The following is a 21,672-nucleotide window of genomic DNA, read 5'->3' on the forward strand; positions in this document are numbered from 1 at the left end:
ACGCTGGCTCCCCACTTCTTCCTCCAATCCCTGAAACTACCGTACCACAAGCTTTTTAGCAGCTTTCAGCCAACTTTTGTCAGTCAACCAGGCCTAGGCCTGCCCTCGGACATTCACCATCCCTAAGCTTTGCCATTGAGTGGTGTAGAAAACTCATGGCACTCTCAGTATGGGAACGTAATGACCTAGCTCAGGATGTAGACTTCATTGTTTGGAAGGCCAATCTTTTTGAGCTGGGTTACAGGTTTAGACAGAAGAAGGCATAACAATGGTTTGGCGTTATAGCTGGCAACGGGTGAAAAAGCGGCTCTTCCCTGTGCTGCTTGTGGTCGTACTGGTGGCTGGCAAGGATTGGTTTTTACAATGGACGGCCACTCCCCCCGCACCACCAGCGACGATCGCCTATGGCGTGACCTTTAGCAGGGCCATGGCCACTGAGCTTGGGCTTGACTGGCAAAGCGCCTACGAGGAAATTTTGACCCTAGGCATAGAGCACTTGCGGTTACCAGTGCGCTGGGACGAGGTAGAACCCCAACCCGGTGTCTTTGAATGGGCCGAGTTAGACTGGCAAATGACCGTTGCCGCCAAGGCCCAGCGGCAGGCCATGCTGACCGTTGGTCACCGTGCCCCTCGCTACCCCGAATGTTTTGCCCCCGCCTGGAGCGAAGGATTGACAGAACCGGAGTTCAAGCAGCGGCTGTTTCAATTTGTGACGGCGATCGTGGAGCGGTATCGCGATCATCCGGCTCTGGAAGCCTGGCAGATTGAAAACGAGCCTTTGGCCAAAATCGCCGGACAACACTGGGGCATTGGCTGTCGCGATGTGATTCCCTATGTAGCGGAAGAGGTGCAATTGGTGCGATCGCTCGACCAGCACCAGCACCCCACCGTCGTCTCCTACGCCAACGCCCCTTGGATGGTCACCCAGTTCCATCCCACCCTCGATTTTGGCAGCGATGTGGTTGCGGTGACGGTGTTCAACAAACTTTTCTTCCGCAGCCCCTTCTTCACCGGCTATGTGGAGATGTTTAAGCTCGGCCCCCTAGCGCCCTTACGCTTGGCCTACCAGCATCGGGTGGCCCAACGCCAGGGCCGTCAGCTGTGGGTGGCGGAGTTACAGGCTGAGCCCTGGGGGCCATCTACCACCGGCATTCGCAACGAGAGCCCGGAGGAATCCTACCAAACCATGAACCCCCAACGGCTCACTGAAACCTGGGCGATCGCCGTAGGTGCAGGTATTCCCCGTCTCTATTTCTGGGGGGCTGAATGGTGGCTGTTCCAGCGCGATCGCCGGGGAGATACAACCATGCTAGAAACGGTACAGCGCCTGATGGCTACTCCTCCCCAAGCCGCTAGGGCCACCCTTTGAATGGTCTTAAGAGTGCATGCTCCAACCCACAGCCACAATTTCAACAGTGCCACCTGGCTGGTTGCGTACAAAACCCGTTACCCCCAACTGTTGGGCGATCTGGCAGGTGTGATAGCGAAACCCAACCCCCTGCACAACCCCATAAACTACCGCTCGAATTTGTTCCATTAGCCTCTGGTCGTTGGTTGATCGCGTCATTCATCCACCCTAAGGAATCTGCTAACGCTATGCACAGCATCTCCATCCCCTATCCCGACGACCTACTCATCACCTTTCATCGTCCCGACGCTTCAGCGTCGAGACGCAGCCCCAGACGCTCCAGCGTCCCAGACTCAAGCGACGCTGGAGCACCCAGGGTGGCGTCCCCACGCTCTGCGTGGGGACGATGGGAGAGAGGGTGGGGACAATAGCCCAGTCGGGTCAGGACAAGCCCATGGGTCGCAGCCGCTACATCATCACTGTTTATTTTCTAGACAGCAGCGCCCTGATCAAGCGATATATCCGTGAAGCGGGGACAGACTGGGTTTCAAGCCTATTTTCGCCAGATTTAGTCAACGACTGCTTTGTGGCTGCGATCGCTGACCACCAAAGGGAATTGATACAATAATTACACCGCCGCTAAATTCAGGCTAAACCCTTGCCCAGCCCAGTATTCAAAGCGCTGACAGAGTAAGTTTTATGACCAAGACCTTCAACCTCGCCATTCCCTTCGACTTTCTTCTGCAAGCGATCGCCAAACTCAGCCCCGCTGACAAGCAACGCCTCTGGGAGTTTCTCGATACCGATCTCCACGACTCCACTGACGAAACCTTCGACCCTGAGGAAGAAACTGAAGTAGCCGCAGCCTATGCCGAGTACCAGGCGGGAGAGTTTGTCACTCTTGACGAATACACCTCGCAACGAGCACAGCGCATGGCATGAGTTACACCATCGTTGTACCCAAGAGCGTGCAAAAGCAACTTGATAGATTACCCGAACAGGTCTATCAGCGCATTCTCAAAAAATACAGTTATTAGCAGAAGAACCTCGCCCCGCTGGATTCCTCAAACTGAAAGGAGTAGAAGCCGAATATCGTATTCGGGTTGGTGATTATCGACTGCGCTACAAAATTGATGACGAGAAGCGAATTGTTATTTTGGGTAGATGTCAGCACCGCAAGAACGTTTATGAATAAGGCTCGGCAAGTAGGGTAGGCACTGCCCAGCATTTTGACTGAGAACATACGGGTTATGCCGTTGCCTAAGGGCATGAAATTGGGCGATCGTCCCTTTCCCCCACAGTAATCACTGCAATCCTGCCGTGGCTGCGATCGCTTCAATAGCGCCTCTCATCGCAGTCATTCCCGCAGATGGAGCAACCTGCCTGACGCCTGGTTTGCCGAAGCAAAAGCCGATCTCCAACCAGCTAAAATATGAGCATTCCCTCCCCACCCTTGGCCTATGATCACTCAAATGATGGTACAACCCTCGTCCTGGGTTGATTCTGGGGTCACCCTTCGCAAGGTGCGAGGGCACAGCTTATTCAAATTCACCGACTCTCTCCAGATTCGTTTAGACGACCTAGCCGAACGCCAAAAAACCGACGAATTAACCGAGACCGAACAGGCAGAACTCGCAGGCATTCTTGAACTCGATCGCATTTTCACCCTGCTAAACGCCAAAATTATTGCTGAATCATGACCATCAGCGCTGAATTGCGGCGGAAGGTGCGCGATCGCGCCAGCTACCTGTGCGAATACTGCCATTCGGCAGAAGATGCCAGTGCGGCCCAATTTGCAATCGACCATATCCTGCCTCGGTCTCGCGGTGGTTCTGATAGCCCAGACAATCTCGCCTTGGCTTGCCAACGCTGCAATGGCTATCGCTACAACTTCACCGCCGGCATTGATGCTGCAACAGCGCAATCAGTAAACCTATTCAACCCAAGGGTGCAACCTTGGGGAGATCACTTTATCTGGTCATCAGATGGGCTCAAGATTGTAGGCATCACACCTTGCGGTCGAGCCACTTGCCAAAGGCTGGATCTCAACGATGACTTTCACAGTGAGGGGTCTATCGTAAAAGCTCGACGGCTGTGGGTTAAAGGAGGGTGGCATCCTCCCGCCGCCGACCCAATTCAATCACCATGCATGCTAAGACGCGCCTGATGCTAAAGACCAACAAAGGCATCGATGCCGAGTGAGCCGCCCGTTGCGCTTGAAGTTTCGTCCGACTTCAAGTGCAACCTCCGTAGGGGCAAATGGCAAATTATCGAAAATCATCTGATTGAGTAGCGATCGCGTCCGGGCACCCATCGTCAACAGGCCGATCTGACCCATTGATGTTGCCTATCGCTCCACCTGGGTCTGCAAGTTGAGCAGGCGTCTGGCCACCGCCATGACCGCCACAGACAACAGCTCTGATCGAGAATTTTGCTTAAATTCACTAAACGGTGACATTGGGGCGATCGCCTGTCCCAGCCCGGTTTAGTTCCTCCAACCCGAGCAATCTGATCGGGCAGTTACCCCTTAGAATGATTGGGATTTTTCGTAAGCACCCCTGCACCCTATGCCCCGCCGCAATGACATCCACAAGATTCTGCTGATCGGCTCTGGCCCGATTGTCATCGGTCAGGCCTGCGAGTTTGACTACTCGGGCACCCAGGCCTGCAAAGCCCTGCGGGAAGAGGGCTACGAGGTGGTGCTGATCAACTCCAACCCGGCCACCATCATGACCGACCCGGAGACCGCCAACCGCACCTACATCGAGCCGCTGACGCCGGAGATGGTGGAGCGGGTGATCGAGCGGGAGCGGCCCGACGTCATGCTGCCCACCATGGGTGGCCAGACGGCGCTCAACCTGGCGGTAACCCTGGCCAAAACCGGGGTGCTTGAGCGCTACGGGGTCGAGCTGATCGGGGCCAAGCTAGAAGCGATCGAAATGGCTGAAGATCGCAAATTATTTAAAGAAGCGATGGCGCGCATTGGGGTGCCCGTGTGCCCCTCGGGGTTAGCTGAAACCATGGATGAATCAAAGGAGATTGCCAAGCAGATCGGCAGTTTTCCTCTAATTATTCGCCCCGCTTACACCATGGGCGGCACCGGCGGCGGCATTGCCTACAACCAAGAAGAGTTTGAGCTGATCGCCCGCTCGGGCCTCGACGCTAGCCCGGTGTCGCAGATTTTGATCGAGCAGTCGCTGCTGGGCTGGAAGGAGTACGAGCTGGAGGTAATGCGCGACCTGGCCGACAACGTCGTGATTATCTGCTCGATTGAGAACTTTGACCCCATGGGGGTGCACACGGGCGACTCGATCACCGTGGCCCCGGCCCAGACTCTGACCGACAAAGAGTACCAGCGCCTGCGCGACGCCTCGATCAAGATCATTCGCGAAATTGGTGTAGAAACCGGCGGATCCAACATTCAGTTTGCGGTCAACCCCGACAACGGCGACTTCATTGTGATCGAGATGAACCCCCGGGTGTCGCGCAGCTCGGCTCTGGCCTCGAAGGCAACGGGCTTTCCGATCGCAAAATTCGCCGCCAAGCTGGCGGTGGGCTACACCCTCAACGAGATCTCCAACGACATTACTAAGAAGACCCCGGCCAGCTTCGAGCCCACCATCGACTACGTGGTGACCAAGATTCCCCGGTTCGCCTTTGAGAAATTTCCCGGCACCTCCACCACTCTCACCACCCAGATGAAGTCGGTGGGCGAGGCGATGGCGATCGGGCGCACCTTCCAAGAGTCGTTCCAAAAGGCGCTGCGATCGCTGGAAGTGGGCCGGGCGGGCTGGGGCTGCGACATGGCCGAAAAGCTGCCCAGCCTCAACGAAATTCGCCCCAAGCTGCGCACCCCTAACCCAGAGCGGGTATTTGAGCTGCGCCACGCCATGCAGCTCGGCCTGACGGTCAACGACATCTACGATCTCACCGCCATCGACCCCTGGTTTCTCAACCAGCTGGCGGGCCTCCTGCAAACCGAAAAATTCCTCAAGCGCACGCCGCTGACCAAGATCACCTACGAGCAAATGCGGGCAGTCAAGCGCCAGGGCTTTAGCGATCGCCAGATCGCCTACGCCACCAACACCCACGAAGACACCGTGCGCCAGTTCCGCAAGGGCCTGGGCGTCATCCCTGTCTACAAAACCGTCGATACCTGCGCCGCCGAGTTTGAGGCCTTTACCCCCTACTACTACTCCACCTACGAAGACGAGACCGAGGTGCTGCCCAGCGATCGCCCCAAGGTGATGATCTTGGGCGGTGGCCCCAACCGCATTGGCCAGGGCATTGAGTTTGACTACTGCTGCTGCCACGCCTCGTTCGCGCTGCGCGACGACGACTACGAGACGATCATGGTCAACTCCAACCCCGAGACGGTGTCGACCGACTACGACACCAGCGATCGCCTCTACTTCGAGCCCCTGACCAAAGAGGACGTGCTCAACATCATCGAGGCCGAAAACCCCATCGGCATCATCATCCAGTTTGGCGGCCAAACCCCCCTCAAGCTCGCCGTTCCTCTCCAGCAGTACCTCTCAGGGATTGAAGAAAATCCCTCCGTTGCCGCCTGGACACCCCCCACCCAAATCTGGGGCACCTCTCCCGACTCTATCGACATGGCCGAAGATCGCGAACGCTTTGAGGCCATTTTGCGCGAGCTAGACATCAAGCAGCCCCCCAACGGCATGGCCCGCAGCTACCAAGACGCCCTGCGCGTCGCCCAGCAGATCGACTACCCCGTCGTGGTGCGCCCCAGCTATGTGCTCGGTGGTCGCGCCATGGAAATTGTCTACTCTGACGAAGACCTCGAACACTACATGACCTATGCGGTGCACATAGAGCCTGACCACCCGATTTTGATCGACAAGTTTTTGGAGAATGCGATCGAGGTGGATGTAGATGCGATCGCCGACCACACCGGCCAGGTCGTGATTGGCGGCATTATGGAGCACATCGAGCAGGCGGGCATTCACTCCGGCGACTCGGCCTGCTCACTGCCTACCATGACCCTGCCCCCCGAGGCTCTCGCCACCATCCGCGACTGGACGATCAAGCTGGCCAAGCGCCTCAAGGTGATCGGCCTAATGAACATTCAGTTTGCGGTCAAGGGCGACGAGGTCTACATCATTGAGGCCAACCCTCGCGCTTCGCGCACGGTGCCCTTTGTGTCAAAGGCGATCGGCCATCCGTTGGCCAAGATCGCGGTGCGGGTCATGTCGGGCAAAACCCTGGCCGAGCTAGGCTTTACCGAAGAGGTAATTCCTACGCACATCTCGGTGAAAGAAGCGGTGCTGCCCTTCGACAAGTTTGCCGGTACCGACGCCCTGCTTGGCCCCGAAATGCGATCGACCGGCGAAGTCATGGGCATCGATGCCGACTTTGGCAAAGCCTTTGCTAAAGCGGCCCTGGGGGCCAACCAAAAGCTGCCCCTCACGGGCAGCGTGTTTATCTCTATGAACGATCGCGACAAAACCGCCGTCATCCCCATCGCCCAGCAGCTGGCCGAGATGGGCCTGCACCTGGTCGCCACCTCTGGCACCCGCGCCGCCCTGATGAATGAAGGGCTGGCGGTAGATCTGGTGCTGAAGGTGCACGAAGGTCGACCCAACATCGAAGATGCGATCAAAAATAGCGAAATTCAGCTGATTATCAATACTCCGGCGGGCAGCACGGCGATCGAAGACGATCGCTCGATTCGTCGCACCGCCCTGGCCTACAAGGTGCCGATCATCACCACCATTGCCGGGGCAAAGGCAACCACCGCTGCGATCGGTTCTCTGCAACAGCACCCCTTAGCAGTCAAATCGCTTCAGGAGTATGTTGGAATGTAGATGGGTGATGCAGCGGGCTCGGCAAAAGCAGCTACCCCGAGATCGGGGCGCAGGCCCTGAGGCCTCTGGAAGCAGCAAAATTCTTACCCAATCAAGGCTACTAAGTACACAGATCCTGTTGTCACGGCCAAATTCTGGCAGATCCCCCTAAATCCCCCTTTACAAGGGGGACTTTGACTCTGGTTCCCCCCTTAAAAAGGGGGCTAGGGGGGATCAATCTCTGGCAAGGTCGGCATGGGCGACTTGTGTGTGTCTAGTAGCCAATCAAGGAGAATGGCTTAATCGACAGAACTTAGAAAACTTCAATTGTTTTGGTATGCTACGCCTCAGTCAAATCAAACTGCCCCTCGACCACCCCGAAGCCGCCCTGGAGGAAGCGATTCTCAAAAAGCTGCACCTGGCGGCGGCAGATTTGACCCGCTTCACCATCTACAAGCGCAGCTACGACGCCCGCAAAAAGGGCCACATCACCCTGGTCTACATCGTCGATGTAGAAACGCCAAAGGAAAAGGCGTTGCTCAAGCGGTTTAAGAAAGACGCCACGGTGAGCGTGACGCCCGACATGACCTACCGCCCGGCGGCCCAGGCTCCCGAGGGGTTTCAGAACCGGCCAATTGTGATTGGCATGGGGCCGTGCGGCATGTTTACCGGGCTGCTGCTGGCCCAGATGGGGTTTCGGCCGATTATTCTAGAGCGGGGCAAGTCAGTGCGCGATCGCAGCGTTGACACCTTTGGCTTTTGGCTGAAGAAAAATCTCAACCCCGAGTCCAACGCCCAGTTTGGCGAAGGTGGCGCGGGCACGTTTTCTGACGGCAAGCTCTACAGCCAGGTCAGCGACCCCCAGCACTACGGCCGCAAGGTGCTCACCGAGCTGGTCAATGCCGGGGCCAACCCCGAGATTCTCTATATCAACAAGCCCCACATTGGCACCTACCGCCTGGTCAAAATCGTGCAGACCATGCGCGCCATGATTGAGTCTCTGGGCGGCGAGATTCGCTTTCAGACCCGCGTGGTCGATCTGGACATTGACCAGGGCCGGGTGCGCGGCGTGCGCCTCGACAACGGTGACTATCTAGCTAGCGACCACGTGGTGCTGGCCGTGGGCCACAGCGCCCGCGACACCTTTGAAATGCTGCACGATCGCGGCGTCTACATCGAGGCCAAGCCCTTTTCCATCGGCTTTCGAGTCGAGCATCCCCAGGCGCTGATCGATCGCTGCCGTCTGGGCGATCAGGCGGGCCACCCCCGGCTGGGCTCTGCCGACTACAAGCTGGTGCACCACTGCGTCAGTGGGTGCGCCAGTGGGCGATCGGTCTACAGCTTTTGCATGTGCCCCGGCGGCAAGGTGGTGGCGGCGGCCTCAGAGCCGGGTCGCCTGGTGACCAACGGCATGAGCGAGTACGCCCGCGACGAGTCGAACGCCAACAGTGCGATCGTCGTCGGCATCACCCCAGAAGACTACCCCCCAGGGCCGCTCGGGGGCATTGCCCTGCAGCGAGAACTGGAAGAGCGGGCCTTTGCCCTGGGGGGCAGCACCTACGAGGCCCCGGGGCAGCTGGTGGGCGATTTTCTGGCAGGGCGACCCTCTACAGCTTTTGGCGAAGTGCAGCCCTCCTACAAGCCGGGGGTCAAGCTGGGAGATTTAAGCGAGAGTTTGCCCGACTATGCGATCGCCGCCCTGCGCGAGGCCATTCTCGCCTTTGACCAAAAAATCCACGGTTTTGCCATGGCTGACGCGGTGCTCACCGGCATCGAAACCCGCACCTCATCACCCATTCGCATCAAGCGCGACGAGACCTTTCAGAGCCTCAACACCGTTGGGCTATACCCCGCTGGCGAAGGGGCGGGCTACGCTGGGGGCATTCTTTCGGCGGGCATCGACGGCATTCGCGTGGCAGAGGCCGTAGCCCTAAGCCTGGTCAACGGCTAATCGCTGGCGGCTACTTCGAGGCCCGCAGCAGCAAATAAATCCCGATCGCCATCCCCAGCATGGTCGGTATCCAGGCGGCCATAAACGGTGACAGCACCCCGACCTCGCCCATGGCGTTGGTGATAAACGACAGCAGGTAGTAGCCAAAGATAATCACAATGCTGACCCCAAAGCTGGTAGCCCGGCTGGTGCGCTGGGGCAGCACCCCAATCGATGACCCCACCAGCCCAAACACCACGCACACAAAGGGCAGCGCATACTTTTGCTGAATGCGAATCTGCCAGCGGCGAATCATCTTTTCGTCGCCGCCCTGGCGTACCAGCTCGAGCTGCTCGGTGGCCTCAGAGATATTCATCTCAGTGTCGTTTTTGGTGCGGCCCGCCAAGTCTAGGGGGGTGCGGGGCAGCTGCAATTCCTGGGTTTCAAAGGTGACAATGTTGCGAAACGAGCCGTCGGGGGCCACCACATAAATGGTGCCGTTGTAAAAGGTCCAGGTGTTTTTTTCTACCTCCCACTGGGCCGACTCGGCGCTGACCACCTGGTTGAGCCCCTCCTGAGAAAAGTCAAGAATGGTCAGACCGTGCATGGTGGTGCCGTCAAAGCGGCGGGCATAAAACTGTCGCTTCAGCTCCTGGGCTTCGGGGTTGTCTTGGGCAGGCTGAAACTCCTGATAGAAAATATTGCGCTCTTGAAAGGGGGGCCGCTCTGACTTCAGCGCCTGCTCTAGGGTGATGGCGGCCCGGTAGTTGGCCGCGGGGGTAATCAACTCGTTAAACACAAAGGTGAGGCCCGTCACCAGTAAACTCAGCACCACTGCCGGGGCAATGATGCGGCGAATGCTCACCCCCACCCCCCGCAGGGCAATCAGCTCACTGTCGCTAGAGAAACGGCTGTAGGTCATCATGGTGGCCAGCAGCGTTGACATCGGAAAGGCCAGCACAATGAACTCGGGCAGCTTGAGCAAAAAGATCTGCCCCGCCAGGGTGATCGACAGCCCCGACTCAGTGATCCGGCGAATCAGCTCAAACAGCGCCCCAATGGAGATGCCAATGGATGAAAACGCCCCTACCCCAAAGAGAAAAGGCATAGTCAGCTCTTTGGCGATGTAGCGATCCATCACCGTCAGCAGGGGCGATCGCAGCCGGGGAGCTTTGTAGGGTACGGATGAAGAGGCGGAAGCCATGATGTATGGAAAATGCATCTGCCTTAACATTATGGCAATCTCGCGTCTTCTAACCGGGAAACCTAGGGCCACAATCCGCTACCGCTACGCTATGACACCTCAATTTCGTCAAGGTCAGCTAACCACTTGGAATGATGACCGAGGATTTGGCTTCGTCACCCCAGCAGCGGGGGGCCAGCGAGTATTCCTGCACATCACTGCCCTGGGTCGAGTTAGCCGTCGGCCCAAGATCGGTGACACAATTACCTATCAGCCGATGAGTCAGCCAGACGGCAAGATTCGGGCTGCCAATGCCTCGATTCAGGGGGTGGCGACTTTGCCAACTAAAGCGCCTCGCCAGAGGCCACCCAAAACTAGACAAAATAATCTGTGGGCCGCCGTTACCACGGTGCTGGCACTGGCAGGTCTCATACTGTGGAAATTTCAAACTGAGCCTAGAACTACGCCACCGCCAGTCACCATATCGCCATCGGGCACCATTACGGCCCAGCCCGACTGTCTGGTTAAGGGCAATATTTCCCATAGCTCGGGCGACAGGCTCTACCATATACCCGGCATGGAAGATTATGACAATACAGTCATTGACCCAGCCAGGGGAGAAAAGTGGTTTTGCAATGAGGCAGAGGCAACTGCCCAAGGCTGGCGCAAGGCCCCTCGCTAAATTGCAAAGTCTTTGCCCAGGTAGTGTTCGCGCACGAGGGGGTTGGTGGAGAGGTCGTCAGATTTGCCGGAGGCGAGAATTTGGCCGTCGCTCATGATGTAGCCGCGATCGATGATGCGCAGGGTTTCGCGCACGTTGTGGTCGGTGATGAGAATGCCCATGTCGCGATCGCGCAGTTTGGCCACGATCTCTTGAATCTCGGCCACGGCGATCGGGTCAACCCCAGCAAAGGGCTCATCGAGAAACAAAAAGCTGGGGCCTTCGGGGCCAGAGGCCAGGGAACGGGCCAGTTCTGTGCGCCGCCGCTCCCCCCCCGACACCTGAATGCCGAGGGTATTGGCCACCTTCTCTAGCCGAAATTCTTTCAGCAGGTCGCTGAGGCGATCGCCATACTCCTCCGGCGGTACCCGAGTCTGCTGCATGACTAAAAGAATGTTGTCTGCCACCGACAAATTGCGAAAAATGCTCGGCTCCTGGGCCAGATAGCCAATGCCCAGCCTGGCCCGCTGGTGCATGGGCAAGTCGGTAATATCGATCTGATCGAGACAAACCTTGCCTGCATCGGGGCGCTCTAGGCCAGTGGCCATATAGAACGTAGTGGTCTTACCAGCGCCGTTTGGCCCCAGCAGTCCCACGATCTCTCCCTGGGCCACCGACAGGCTAACCCGGTTCACCACCTGGCGCTTGCCGTAGGTCTTCTGCACGTTGTCGAGTACGATTTTCAAAGGCGCGCCGGGGCCGAAACAACGAACAAAACTACAAAAATTCTATCAAGCCACAGGGGCTTCTAGTTGCCTAGCGGGGCTGAGGGATCGCTCTCTGGGGTGGCGCTGCCCTCAATAGGGCTAACATCTAACACGGCGGGGGGGCGAGCCGGGGGCCTGCCGGGGCCAGGGGTCTGGGAAGCGGCGGCAGGTGATGGGGGTAGGGTGTAGACGGCCTCGACTTGGTCGTTGGGGCGCGGGGTAGCGACAAACCGGTCTTCTTCTATGAGGTAGGTGACCACCTCGGCCCGCAGGGTGTTGCCCTGCTGGGTAACTACCACGTTGCCGCTGAGCACAATGCGCTGCTCATTGCTAAAAAAGTCGGCCTGGGCCGAGGTGGCCTGAATGCGCCGCGCCGGGTAGTCAATCTGCACGTTGCCCCGGGCGGTGATGATGCCAGTGGCAGCATTGGCCTCCTGCACATCCGATCGCAGGGTGATGGTGCCGCCATCCTGGGCCTGGGCGGGGGCGATCCCCAAGGGAGACAAAGCCCCACCCAAGGATCCGCCTTGCAGAGCCATTGCCGCAGCGGCGATCGCCGCCACGCTCCAAAACCAGCGCACCCTCTGCCCCATAGCCCTACCTTTAACCCCGTTGCGGTTTAGTACTCCATCTTAATGGATGGTACCCCCAGGGCGATCGCTCTAACTGTGCCACTCTCTGTACCCCAGAGGCGGCAGGTTTGCCGCACAATTAAGACTACTTCACTCCCCCAGGGCTATGGTTCAAAATCTCAAGTTTGATGCGGTCAGCGATCGCCTGCCGCCCCAAAATATCGAGGCCGAAGAGGCCATACTGGGCGGCATATTGCTAGATCCTGAAGCCCTGGGCCGGGTGATGGAGATTCTCACCCCCGATGCGTTTTATATTGGTGCCCACCGCGACCTCTACAAGGGTGCCCTGGCCCTGCACGCCAAGGGCCAGCCCGCCGACCTGATGACCCTAGCGGTGTGGCTGAAGGACAACGGCAAGCTAGAACAGGTGGGGGGCCAAACCCGCCTGGCTCAGCTGGTCGATCGCACCGTCAGCGCCGCCAACATCGACCAGTACGCCACCCTGGTGATGGACAAGTACACCCGCCGCCTGCTGATTCAAACCGGGGGCGACATTGCCCAGCTGGGCTACGACACGACGTTGCCCATCGAGAATGTGATGGATCAGTCGGAGCAGCGGCTGTTTGGCATTACCCAGTCGCGGCCCCAGGGCGGTCTGACGGCCACCTCAGATATTTTGATTGAGACGTTTTCAGAGATCGAGCAGCGATCGCTCGGTGTCGTGCTCCCCGGTATTCCCTGCGGCTTCTACGACTTGGATGCCATGACCCAGGGTTTTCAGCGATCTGACCTGATTATTGCCGCTGCCCGCCCCTCCATGGGGAAATGCCTGAGTGCCGACGCCCAGATTGTGGTGGCCGACGGCAGCCTGAAAACCATTAGCGAGATCTATCAGGAGAAAACTGCCTCGCTGCTGACACTCAGGAATAACTGGCGCTTTCAACTCACTCAGCCCAGTGCCTACGTGGACGATGGCCTCAAGCCTGTGTATCGGGTGAGGACGCGATCGGGGCGAGAAATCGAGACCACTCTGAGCCACCCCTACCTGACCATTCAGGGCTGGCGGCCCCTGGCAGAGCTGGCGGTGAGCCAAAAAATTGCTGTGCCCAGAGCGCTACCCGTCTTCGGCACCGACACCCTGCCTGAACATCAGGTCAAGCTGCTGGCCTACCTGATTGGCGATGGCTGCCTGACGGGCACCTCTCCCCAATTCACCAACGAAAACCCGGCCATTCAGGCCGACTTCACCGCCGCTGCCCTCCAGTTCCCAGGGGTTAAGGTGCGGGAGGAAACCTCCCAGGGCACCCGCACACCCGCGTTCTACGTCACCTCCGACAGCGAAGACTTGCAGCAGGCCCGTCAAATCTTTGGTCAACAGATCAGAGAGCTGATCAAGGCCAGTGGCCAACCCGCTCGCTGGCTAGCCCAAACCCTTGAGGTCTCCCCTGGCTTGGTGACTCTGTGGCAACAGGGCATCTGTGCGCCCAGTCCAAAGACTTTCGAGCGCCTGTGCGAACTTCTCCAGGTTGATCCCGAAACCCTGGCCCCCGGTGGCCTCGCCACCATCCGCTGGATGAGCCAGAACAATCTGACGCTGTGGCTGCAAGACCTAGGTATCTGGGGCAAGTCAGCCCATCAAAAGACGATTCCAGCGGGGATGTTTCGGCTGAAGCGATCGCTGCTGGCCCTTTTCCTTAACCGTTTATTCTCCACCGATGGCTGGGCCACCGTCCTCACCTCTGGGCAGGCGCAACTGGGCTTTGCCAGCGTCAGCGAAACCCTGGCCCGCCAGGTGCAACACCTGCTGCTACGGTTCGGCATTTTGGCTCAGCTCAGGTTGCGATCGGTGAAGTATCAGGGTGGCCGTCGCCCCGCCTGGCAGCTCGACATCACCGATGCCCCCTCGATCAAAACGTTCCTGAGCGAGATTGGCATCTTTGGTAAGGAGGCGGCCACTGCCGCCGTTGAAGCCGCTCTGGCAAACCGCCGTTACCAGACCAACCGCGATCTGATTCCGGTGGAAATCTGGGACTCCCTCCGCGTCGCTAAGGGGGCCGAATCCTGGGCATCCCTGGCCACCCGCGCCGGATTCCAGAGCACCAGCAATATTCACGCTGGCAAACGCGCGCCCACCCGCGATCGCCTCTTTGCCCTGGCTACCGCCCTAGAGCACCCAGAACTCCAGAACATCGCTACCAGCGATGTCTACTGGGACGAAATCGTAGCGATCGAACCCCAGGGACTCAAGCAGGTCTACGACCTCACCATTCCCGACACTCATAACTTTGTCGCCAACGACATCTGCGTCCATAACACCAGCTTTGTGTTGAATATTGCCCGCAATATCGCCGCTTTACAGAAGCTTCCTGTGGCGATCTACAGCCTGGAAATGTCTAAAGTGCAGCTGGTCTATCGCCTGCTTTCTAGCGAAGTGGAGATGGAGAGCAGCCGCCTGCGCACTGGCCGCATCGCCCAAAACGAGTGGGAAAAGCTGGGCCACGCTATCAGCGTGCTCTCCCAGATGCCCATTTTCATCGACGACACCCCCAGCATTTCGGTCACCGAAATTCGCTCTCGCTGCCGTCGCCTACAAGCTGAGCAGGGCGGTGCCCTGGGACTAATTTTGATCGACTACCTGCAATTGATGGAGGGCGGCGGCGACAACCGGGTGCAAGAACTGTCGAAAATGACGCGATCGCTCAAAGGCCTCGCCCGCGAACTCAACGTGCCGATCATCGCCCTCTCTCAGCTCAGCCGGGGCGTCGAGTCGCGCACCAACAAGCGCCCGATGATGAGCGACTTGAGGGAATCAGGTGCGATCGAGCAGGACGCCGACTTGATCATGATGCTCTACCGCGAAGAGTACTACGACCCCGACACTCCCGATCGCGGCATTGCCGAGATCATCATCACCAAGCACCGCAACGGCCCCACTGGCACCATCAAGCTGCTGTTCGAGCCGCAATTTACCCGTTTCCGCAACCTGGCCACCCCAGGTATGTAAAGTCCTTGGGCGATCGAAAGTTTGCTGCATAGGTAGCCCAGCAGTGATTGTCGGTATGCCCAGCGCTACAACCCCAAAGGAAAGCTCCGGCCATCCCACGGTGAGGATGGCCGGAGCTTTCGCGGTCCTATGGCCCTTAACAAACTGTTGTGACCTAGGGTGCCGCCACCGCCCACCAGGCAAGCGCGTAGGGCTGGGTAGGCTCGTCGTGCGCCTGCTGCTGATAGACCACCCTGAGCTTGTACCGTCCCGTGGTCGGAATCTGATAAAAAATATGTTCCACGCTGTCAACCGCCGACACCGACGACCATACGCTCTGGGCAATGTCGTCGGTATCGGCGGGCATCAGGTAGAGGTTGAGATCGTTGAGCCCTTTGTCAGTAAAGCCCTCTCCGACATCGTACTGGCCGTTGCGGTTGGCGTCGACCAGGTCTACCACTCGCTCCCAGACTAGAGTGGCCGAGATAAAACTGCCGGCCTGGAGAGGGCTGTCAAACTCATAGTCGTGGACGCTGCCCGTCCCAGCCGGAGTCTGAAGCTCGGTGAAATTCCAGCCCTGAGCGGGAATGGCCTGGTCAGAGCCAAAGGCACCCGCCGAGAGCTGCTGGTAAGCTCGGTAGGCGTTGAGGTGGCCAGTACCCAGATCTTTGTGCAGTGGAATTTTGGGGTCACGGTAGGCATCGCCCTCTAGCCAAGAGCGGTTGGCAGTATCGACTAAGGTGCGGGTCATACCGAGGCGAAGGCCGTCCCCGCTGTCTTTGATCTTGTCGGCAGAGTTGAGCAGCGTCGCCTTCATCACCATGGGGTGGCGACCGGTGAGGGGCATGTTGGCCCCCGCACGAAACTGGCGATCGACCAGCTGCTGCATCAGGGCAATGGTGCCCGCTACGTGGGGCGAGGCAAAGCTGGTACCGCTGGAGGTGCGCACTCGACCATCGGGGTCAATCAGCTCAATATTGCTGCCTGGGGCCACCAGATTGATCGATCGCCGGGGGCCTTCATTGGTTTCGATGGGGGCATCTCGCCGGGCGGCGGCGGCGGGCTCACTGCCCAGGTTAGAGAAATCGATTTTGTTAAACTCGCCGTGGCTGTCCTGGCGCGAGTAGGCCACATTGATGCCGTTAAAGTTGTCGGTGGGAATGGGAATGCCGCCTCGGCCCTGGTTGCCCGCAATCACGTAAAGGGCACCATGCACCCGTGATGACCAGTCAATGCAGCGGGTGAGCAGAGCATTGCCGTCGAGCACAGGGTTGGGTCGCGGATCGCGGGTGAGGGGTTCGCCAAAGCTAAAGTTGATGGCGCGCACATCGCCGCCGTTTTGCAGGGCGACGGCCTGGGCGGCAAGGCACTCTTCGGGCTGGGCGGTGTCTCCGCTGAGAGGGCCAACGGCCCCAGAGTAGAGCATCGCCTCGGGGGCTACCCCGGTGCGAAATTTTTCTTGGCTGATCATAACGCTGGCGACGTTGGCGGCGTGGCCATCGACATATTCATTGGCGGTGGCCACGCGATCGAGGAGCAGCACTCGCCGCACCGCCACCGGCAGCGTTTCGGGGGCTACCTTGTCGATGCCAAACTGGCTGGGGCGACCAATTTCTACCTGGCCAATGGCAATCTTTTCGCCCGTTAACGAGTAGGGGGCGGTGTGGAGTCGGCGCGCGTCTATACCCAGGGCGCTAACCGACTCCGATAGGGCCAACACCGGCAGAGCCAGCGGCACCAGGCTACCAATGCCCCCCAGCCAAGCCAAGGCCTTAACTAGGGAAGATAAATCTCTGGGGCTGGTGGTCGCCCTTTGTCCCCGGCGCGGCTGAGCCATAGTGAAATCCTGTGGTGATCGATCCTTGGGCAAACTCTACCGTAAAGGGTTGAGACCTGGCATAAAAACTTTGCGATCGCTCACGATCGCTGGGGGTGCGATCGCCGCCCTACGCGTCATTTTAAGCGGGCCATGTCGGGCTAGCCGTCCGCGATGCCCCCGCCCTCATCCCCCCAGCCGCTGCAAGCGGTACAGGCTGGAATACAACCCTTCCTGGGCCAGCAGCTCGTCGTGGCTCCCCTGCTCTACCAGTTCGCCATACCTGAGCACCAAAATACGATCGACATTGCGAATCGTTGACAGCCGGTGGGCAATAATAATCGCCGTGCGCCCCTCCAGCAGCCGCTCCAGCGCCTCCTGAATCATCGCCTCAGTGCCTACATCGAGATTGGCCGTGGCCTCGTCTAACACCAAGATGCCCGGATCGCGAATCGCCGCTCGGGCAAAGGCCAATAGCTGCTTTTGACCGCCCGATAGGTTGGTACCCCGCTCCCGTAGCTCTGTGTCATAGCCCTGGGGCAGCTGCTCAATCAGGTCGTGGATGTTGGTTTTCTTCGCCGCCGCCACCACCGCCTCCAGGGGATATTTCTCCCCTAGGGTGATGTTGCTCTTTACGTCTCCGGCAAACAAAAAACCATCCTGTAAGATCACCGCCATGCGCCGCCGCAGCTCCGCCTGGGGCAGATCGCGAATATCGACCCCATCCAGCAAAATGGCCCCCTGGTCAATGTCGTACAGACGGCACAGCAGGCGAATAATCGAACTCTTGCCCGCCCCGGTCGGCCCCACCAGCGCTACCTTTTCCCCTGGGCGAATAGTGAAGGTGAGGTCTTTGAGTATCGGCTCATCGGCCTTGTAGCCAAAGGTGACATGATTGAAGCAGATCTCAGAAGGGGTAGATGGGTAGGGCGTGGATGGGTGAATGGGGGGATGGGTGGCAGCCTCTCTAGGGGTTGCTTGCAGGGTCGGGTAGGTGGTGGGAAAAACGCCTAGGTCAACGGCCTCACTCCCCACTTGTGCAGTCACCGCCGCTTCCGGGTCGCGAATATCCACCGGCACGGTAAACAGGTCAGTGATGCGCTCTACCGCCGTCAGCCCCGCCTGAATCGCAGTAAATTTATCGGCGAACTGGCGCAGGGGGTCAAACAGACGCTGGGCAAAAAGAATAAAGGTGGCCAGGGTACCAAAGGTGAGGGCTTCTTCCATGACCAGCAGGCCGCCGAGCCAGAGCACGCCGCCGATCGCCACCAGCGAGATCCACTCCAGGGTTGACGACACCGCCGAGTCATAGAAAATCGTCTTGTCAACGGCGGTGATGTACTTTTGGTTGGTGGTGCGAAACACCTCGGCGTTGTAGCGTTCGCGGCGAAATAGCTGCACGACGTTGATCCCGGCCACGTTTTCTTGCAGGGTGGCGTTGAGCTCAGAGAGATACTCACGGGCCTTGTAGTTGGCCTTGCGAAACTGCTGCTGAAAGTAAATAATCAGCCAGGTGACGGGCACCAGCAGACCCAGCAGCATCAGGGCGAGCTGCCACTGCATGGTAAACATCACCACCACCAGCACTAGCATGGAGATCACATCGGTGATGATGCCCACCGCACCGGTAGAAAATACGTCGCCCAGGGCATCGACATCGCTGGTAATGCGGGTGATCAACTTGCCCACGGGGGTGCGATCGAAAAAGCGCACCGCCAGCGAGGTGACGTGGGTAAACAGATCGGTGCGAATGTCAGCGGTAATTTTTTGCCCCACTGCCTGCACCAGGTAGCTCTGCAAACCATCCAGTAGCAGCCGCACCAGCACGGTCACCACCAGCAGCCCCACCAGCAGGTTGAGCCCCCCTTGCAGGGTGCGCCCGTCTAAGAACCCCATCACCGGCTCCTGGCGAATGAGGGAGATTGCCTGACCAATCAACACCGGCTGGAGGGCGTTAGAAAGCGCCAGCGGCACCAGCAACACCAGCGGCAGCACTAGGGCGGCCCGGTGGGCATAGATGTAGGGCCACATGCGCAAAAACAACCGCCAGTCGCTGTCGGTGCTGCGGGCCTGGTCTTGGCCGGGAAGGGTGGAGGTAGCGGTCATGGAATGGGCTTTCACAATCTAGGCTGGCAATCTTTAGTGTAGGTCTGATTTAGGCCAGAGTTGTAGCGCTGGCCATGGCGCTTAGGGACAGGAAACTTGATGATTTAGGCCAAATTCTGCTGAGTTACCTCTGATTCGGCAGGGCAAATGCCATTTGCCCCTACAGGTTGACCTGTTAAGAACCGGTGTCGTCGCAGTAGTCTGGGAAAGGTTGACGCTGTTCTGCTCCCCTGCGACCTATGACCTGCATCGTGTTTACCGACCTCGACGGCACTCTGCTCAACAGTGAGACCTATGCCTACGAGGCTGTCTTGCCGATCCTGGCGCGGCTGGCGGAGCGCGGCATTCCGGTGGTGCCGGTGACCAGTAAAACTCGCCAAGAGGTGGCTCAACTTCGGCAAGATGTGGGGCTTGACGGCCCCTTTGTGGTCGAGAACGGCAGCGCGGTGTGTATTCCCATCGCCCAGACGGCCTTCTCGCTGCCGACAGGAGAGCCTGTGGATGGCCACTATATTTTGCAGCTGGGCTGCAACTATGTAACAGCCAGGGCTGGACTCAAGGCGATCGCACAAGATCTAGGTCGCCCGCTCAAGGGTTTTGGCGACTGGAGCGTGGATCAAATTGTGCAGCTGACCGGGCTATCACCGGCCCAAGCCAAGCAGGCCAAGGCCCGCGAATTTTCTGAACCTTTTATGACGCCCAAAAATGTGCCCGCCGACCAGCTGCGGGAGGCCGTAGAGGCCATGGGGTTTCAAGTGGTGCTGGGCGATCGCTTTTCCCATCTGATTGGCCCTGAGGCAGGTAAGGGCAATGCTGTACACCAGCTGGTTAGGCGATACCAGGGGGATGGCTCTAGGGTGACCACCATCGGTCTGGGCAACAGCCCCAATGACCTAGACATGCTCGAAAATGTTGACTATCCCATTGTGCTGCCCGGCGCCCGTGGGCCTCACCCCCAACTGGCTGACCGGGGCTGGGCGATCGCCCCGGCCCCGGCTCCCGAGGGCTGGAGCCTAGCCCTAGAGGCGTTGTTGACTGAGATTGGTGGCTAGTGCCCTGAGTGGGATGGCGAGGCTTTTGTCACCTCAAACTCTTTTCACACAAAGTCTTAAAGCTCCGGTAAATCCTTTGGCCTGGGGCGATCGCCGCCTCATCTGCCCGATAGATTACACAGGTAGACTGCCGCTTTAGCCCAAAGTTGATCGCCTCCCAGAGCCTAGGGCGGAGCAACCCTGGGGGTTGGGTAGTCTAAAGTTGAGATCAGCAAAGGCAAAAGGGTTGATAACTATGACACTGAGTGGGACAGAACTGATCACCGGAGTCGCGGCCATCATACCCCTGCTGCTGCTGGTGACATCGGCTTTTTTCGCCCTAGAGTGCCTGCTGGCAGTAGCGGGGCAAAAACCATCCCCAGCGGCGACCCTGCCTGCCGATCTCACCCTGGCGGTGCTGGTGCCTGCCCACAACGAAGCGGTTGGCATTGGGTTGACTCTGGCGACTATTGCTCCTCAGCTGCGATCGGGCGATCGCCTGGTGGTCGTCGCCGACAACTGCACCGACACCACCGCCGATGAGGCCCGCCAAGCCGGAGCTACGGTAATTGAGCGCCAAAATCTGACCCAGAGGGGCAAGGGCTATGCCCTTGACTTTGGCCTGAGCTACCTCGCCCCCAATCCCCCCGATGTGGTGGTGCTGGTCGATGCCGACTGCAATCTTCAATCCGGCAGCCTGGCGGCGCTGGCCCACCAGGCCTACCGCACCAACCGCCCCGCCCAAGCCGTCTACCTGATGGAAAAACCCGCCCACCCCGGCCTGAAAGACGGCATCTCAGCCTTTGCCTTTAAGGTGAAAAACTGGGTGCGCCCCCTGGGGCTCTATCGTCTGGGGCAGCCTTGCCTGCTCACCGGCACCGGCATCGCCCTGCCCTGGCAGGCGGCCACGGCGGTGAATATTGCCAGTGGCCACATCGTCGAAGACATGAAGCTAGGCCTAGACCTGGCTCTAGCGGGCTATGCTCCCCGGTTTTGCCAGACAGCCTGGGTGACCAGCCGCCTGCCCAGCGGCGATCAGGCAGCGGCCACCCAGCGCACCCGCTGGGAGCATGGCCACCTGCAAATGTTGACAGAGTATGTGCCCAAATTGCTGGGTCAGGCTCTGCGACAAGGGCGAATCGATCTGCTGGCCCTCGCCCTAGAGCTGTCGGTACTGCCGCTGACATTGCAGGTGATGACCACTGGGGCGATCGCATCGCTTACCCTGCTGGCCACCCTAGTGGGCCTGGGCTGGCTACCCGCCTACCTGGCACTCGGGGCGCTGGGCTGTCTGGTGGTGGGCGTTGGCCTGGCCTGGCTGGGCTACGGTCGCAGCGACCTATCCCTGCGAGACATGGTTGGGCTGCCGGTCTACATGCTGAGCAAGGTGTCTATATTCTCTCGGTTTTTGGCCAAGCCCGAGACCAGCTGGATTCGCACCGAGCGCGATTCGTAGGGGCGCACA

17 protein-coding genes and 1 pseudogene are annotated in these 21,672 nt (G+C 58.9%); 12 read left to right on the top strand and 6 right to left on the bottom strand.

The features are described from left to right. The first annotated feature begins 268 nt into the window (after positions 1–268). A complete protein-coding gene (locus AC0QKW_RS04140; RefSeq protein ID WP_473149792.1) occupies positions 269–1,369 on the top strand; it encodes a beta-galactosidase in 1,101 nt (366 codons plus the stop codon). Between the two features lie 24 nt (positions 1,370–1,393). Here AC0QKW_RS04140 and AC0QKW_RS04145 read toward each other — a convergent pair. After that, a pseudogene (locus AC0QKW_RS04145) lies at positions 1,394–1,537 on the bottom strand (acylphosphatase); the annotation flags it as partial. Between the two features lie 265 nt (positions 1,538–1,802). Here AC0QKW_RS04145 and AC0QKW_RS04150 point away from each other — a divergent pair. From AC0QKW_RS04150 to AC0QKW_RS04180, 7 genes are all read left to right on the top strand, one after another. Continuing rightward, positions 1,803–1,976, top strand: coding sequence for a hypothetical protein (locus AC0QKW_RS04150; protein WP_473149793.1), 174 nt, complete (start codon positions 1,803–1,805; stop codon positions 1,974–1,976). A gap of 71 nt (positions 1,977–2,047) precedes the next feature. Next, a complete protein-coding gene (locus AC0QKW_RS04155) occupies positions 2,048–2,290 on the top strand; it encodes a hypothetical protein (RefSeq protein WP_473149794.1) in 243 nt (80 codons plus the stop codon). Between the two features lie 127 nt (positions 2,291–2,417). Then, a complete protein-coding gene (locus AC0QKW_RS04160) occupies positions 2,418–2,543 on the top strand; it encodes a type II toxin-antitoxin system RelE family toxin (protein WP_473149810.1) in 126 nt (41 codons plus the stop codon). A gap of 265 nt (positions 2,544–2,808) precedes the next feature. Then, positions 2,809–3,048 carry a hypothetical protein gene (locus AC0QKW_RS04165; protein ID WP_193969027.1) on the top strand — a complete coding sequence of 80 codons (240 nt, stop codon included), beginning with the start codon at positions 2,809–2,811 and terminating at the stop codon, positions 3,046–3,048. Then, positions 3,045–3,515, top strand: coding sequence for an HNH endonuclease (locus AC0QKW_RS04170; RefSeq protein ID WP_473149795.1), 471 nt, complete (start codon positions 3,045–3,047; stop codon positions 3,513–3,515). The genes AC0QKW_RS04165 and AC0QKW_RS04170 overlap by 4 nt, the downstream gene beginning before the upstream one ends. Before the next feature lie 400 nt (positions 3,516–3,915). Beyond that, on the top strand, positions 3,916–7,179 hold the full coding sequence (gene carB / locus AC0QKW_RS04175; protein WP_473149796.1) for a carbamoyl-phosphate synthase large subunit: 3,264 nt from the start codon (positions 3,916–3,918) through the stop codon (positions 7,177–7,179). 316 nt (positions 7,180–7,495) lie between these two features. Continuing rightward, a complete protein-coding gene (locus AC0QKW_RS04180) occupies positions 7,496–9,109 on the top strand; it encodes an NAD(P)/FAD-dependent oxidoreductase (protein WP_473149797.1) in 1,614 nt (537 codons plus the stop codon). A 10-nt stretch (positions 9,110–9,119) separates the two neighbouring features. On the opposite strand, the gene AC0QKW_RS04185 is transcribed toward AC0QKW_RS04180, so the two are convergent. After that, complete coding sequence (locus tag AC0QKW_RS04185; RefSeq protein ID WP_473149811.1) at positions 9,120–10,226, bottom strand: LptF/LptG family permease; 1,107 nt, start codon at positions 10,224–10,226, stop codon at positions 9,120–9,122. A 157-nt stretch (positions 10,227–10,383) separates the two neighbouring features. Here AC0QKW_RS04185 and AC0QKW_RS04190 point away from each other — a divergent pair, with 157 nt between their 5' ends. Further along, complete coding sequence (locus AC0QKW_RS04190) at positions 10,384–10,953, top strand: cold-shock protein (protein ID WP_473149798.1); 570 nt, start codon at positions 10,384–10,386, stop codon at positions 10,951–10,953. On the opposite strand, the gene lptB is transcribed toward AC0QKW_RS04190, so the two are convergent. Together lptB and AC0QKW_RS04200 are read right to left on the bottom strand one after the other, a co-directional pair. Continuing rightward, the gene (gene lptB, locus AC0QKW_RS04195; RefSeq protein ID WP_473149799.1) at positions 10,950–11,678 is read right to left on the bottom strand and encodes an LPS export ABC transporter ATP-binding protein; all 729 of its coding nucleotides are present in this window, start codon (positions 11,676–11,678) and stop codon (positions 10,950–10,952) included. The two genes, AC0QKW_RS04190 and lptB, sit on opposite strands and share 4 nt — an antisense overlap. Before the next feature lie 62 nt (positions 11,679–11,740). Next, entirely contained in the window at positions 11,741–12,292 is a 552-nt protein-coding gene (locus AC0QKW_RS04200) for an LptA/OstA family protein (RefSeq protein ID WP_473149800.1), read from the bottom strand. A 145-nt stretch (positions 12,293–12,437) separates the two neighbouring features. Between AC0QKW_RS04200 and dnaB the strand changes: the two genes are divergently transcribed. Further along, positions 12,438–15,275, top strand: coding sequence for a replicative DNA helicase (gene dnaB, locus AC0QKW_RS04205; protein WP_473149801.1), 2,838 nt, complete (start codon positions 12,438–12,440; stop codon positions 15,273–15,275). A gap of 154 nt (positions 15,276–15,429) precedes the next feature. On the opposite strand, the gene AC0QKW_RS04210 is transcribed toward dnaB, so the two are convergent. Next, the gene (locus AC0QKW_RS04210; RefSeq protein WP_473149802.1) at positions 15,430–17,091 is read right to left on the bottom strand and encodes a S8 family serine peptidase; all 1,662 of its coding nucleotides are present in this window, start codon (positions 17,089–17,091) and stop codon (positions 15,430–15,432) included. A gap of 165 nt (positions 17,092–17,256) precedes the next feature. After that, positions 17,257–19,176 (bottom strand): ABC transporter ATP-binding protein, encoded by a 1,920-nt coding sequence (locus AC0QKW_RS04215; protein ID WP_473149803.1) that lies wholly within the window; start codon positions 19,174–19,176, stop codon positions 17,257–17,259. Between the two features lie 239 nt (positions 19,177–19,415). Between AC0QKW_RS04215 and AC0QKW_RS04220 the strand changes: the two genes are divergently transcribed. Both AC0QKW_RS04220 and AC0QKW_RS04225 read left to right on the top strand, forming a co-directional pair. Next, positions 19,416–20,228, top strand: a complete 813-nt coding sequence (locus AC0QKW_RS04220) for an HAD-IIB family hydrolase (RefSeq protein ID WP_473149804.1) — start codon at positions 19,416–19,418, stop codon at positions 20,226–20,228. A 235-nt stretch (positions 20,229–20,463) separates the two neighbouring features. Continuing rightward, a complete protein-coding gene (locus AC0QKW_RS04225; RefSeq protein WP_473149805.1) occupies positions 20,464–21,663 on the top strand; it encodes a glycosyltransferase family 2 protein in 1,200 nt (399 codons plus the stop codon). The last annotated feature ends 9 nt before the right edge of the window (positions 21,664–21,672 follow it).

The sequence above is a fragment of the Pseudanabaena sp. PCC 9330 genome (assembly GCF_055795045.1).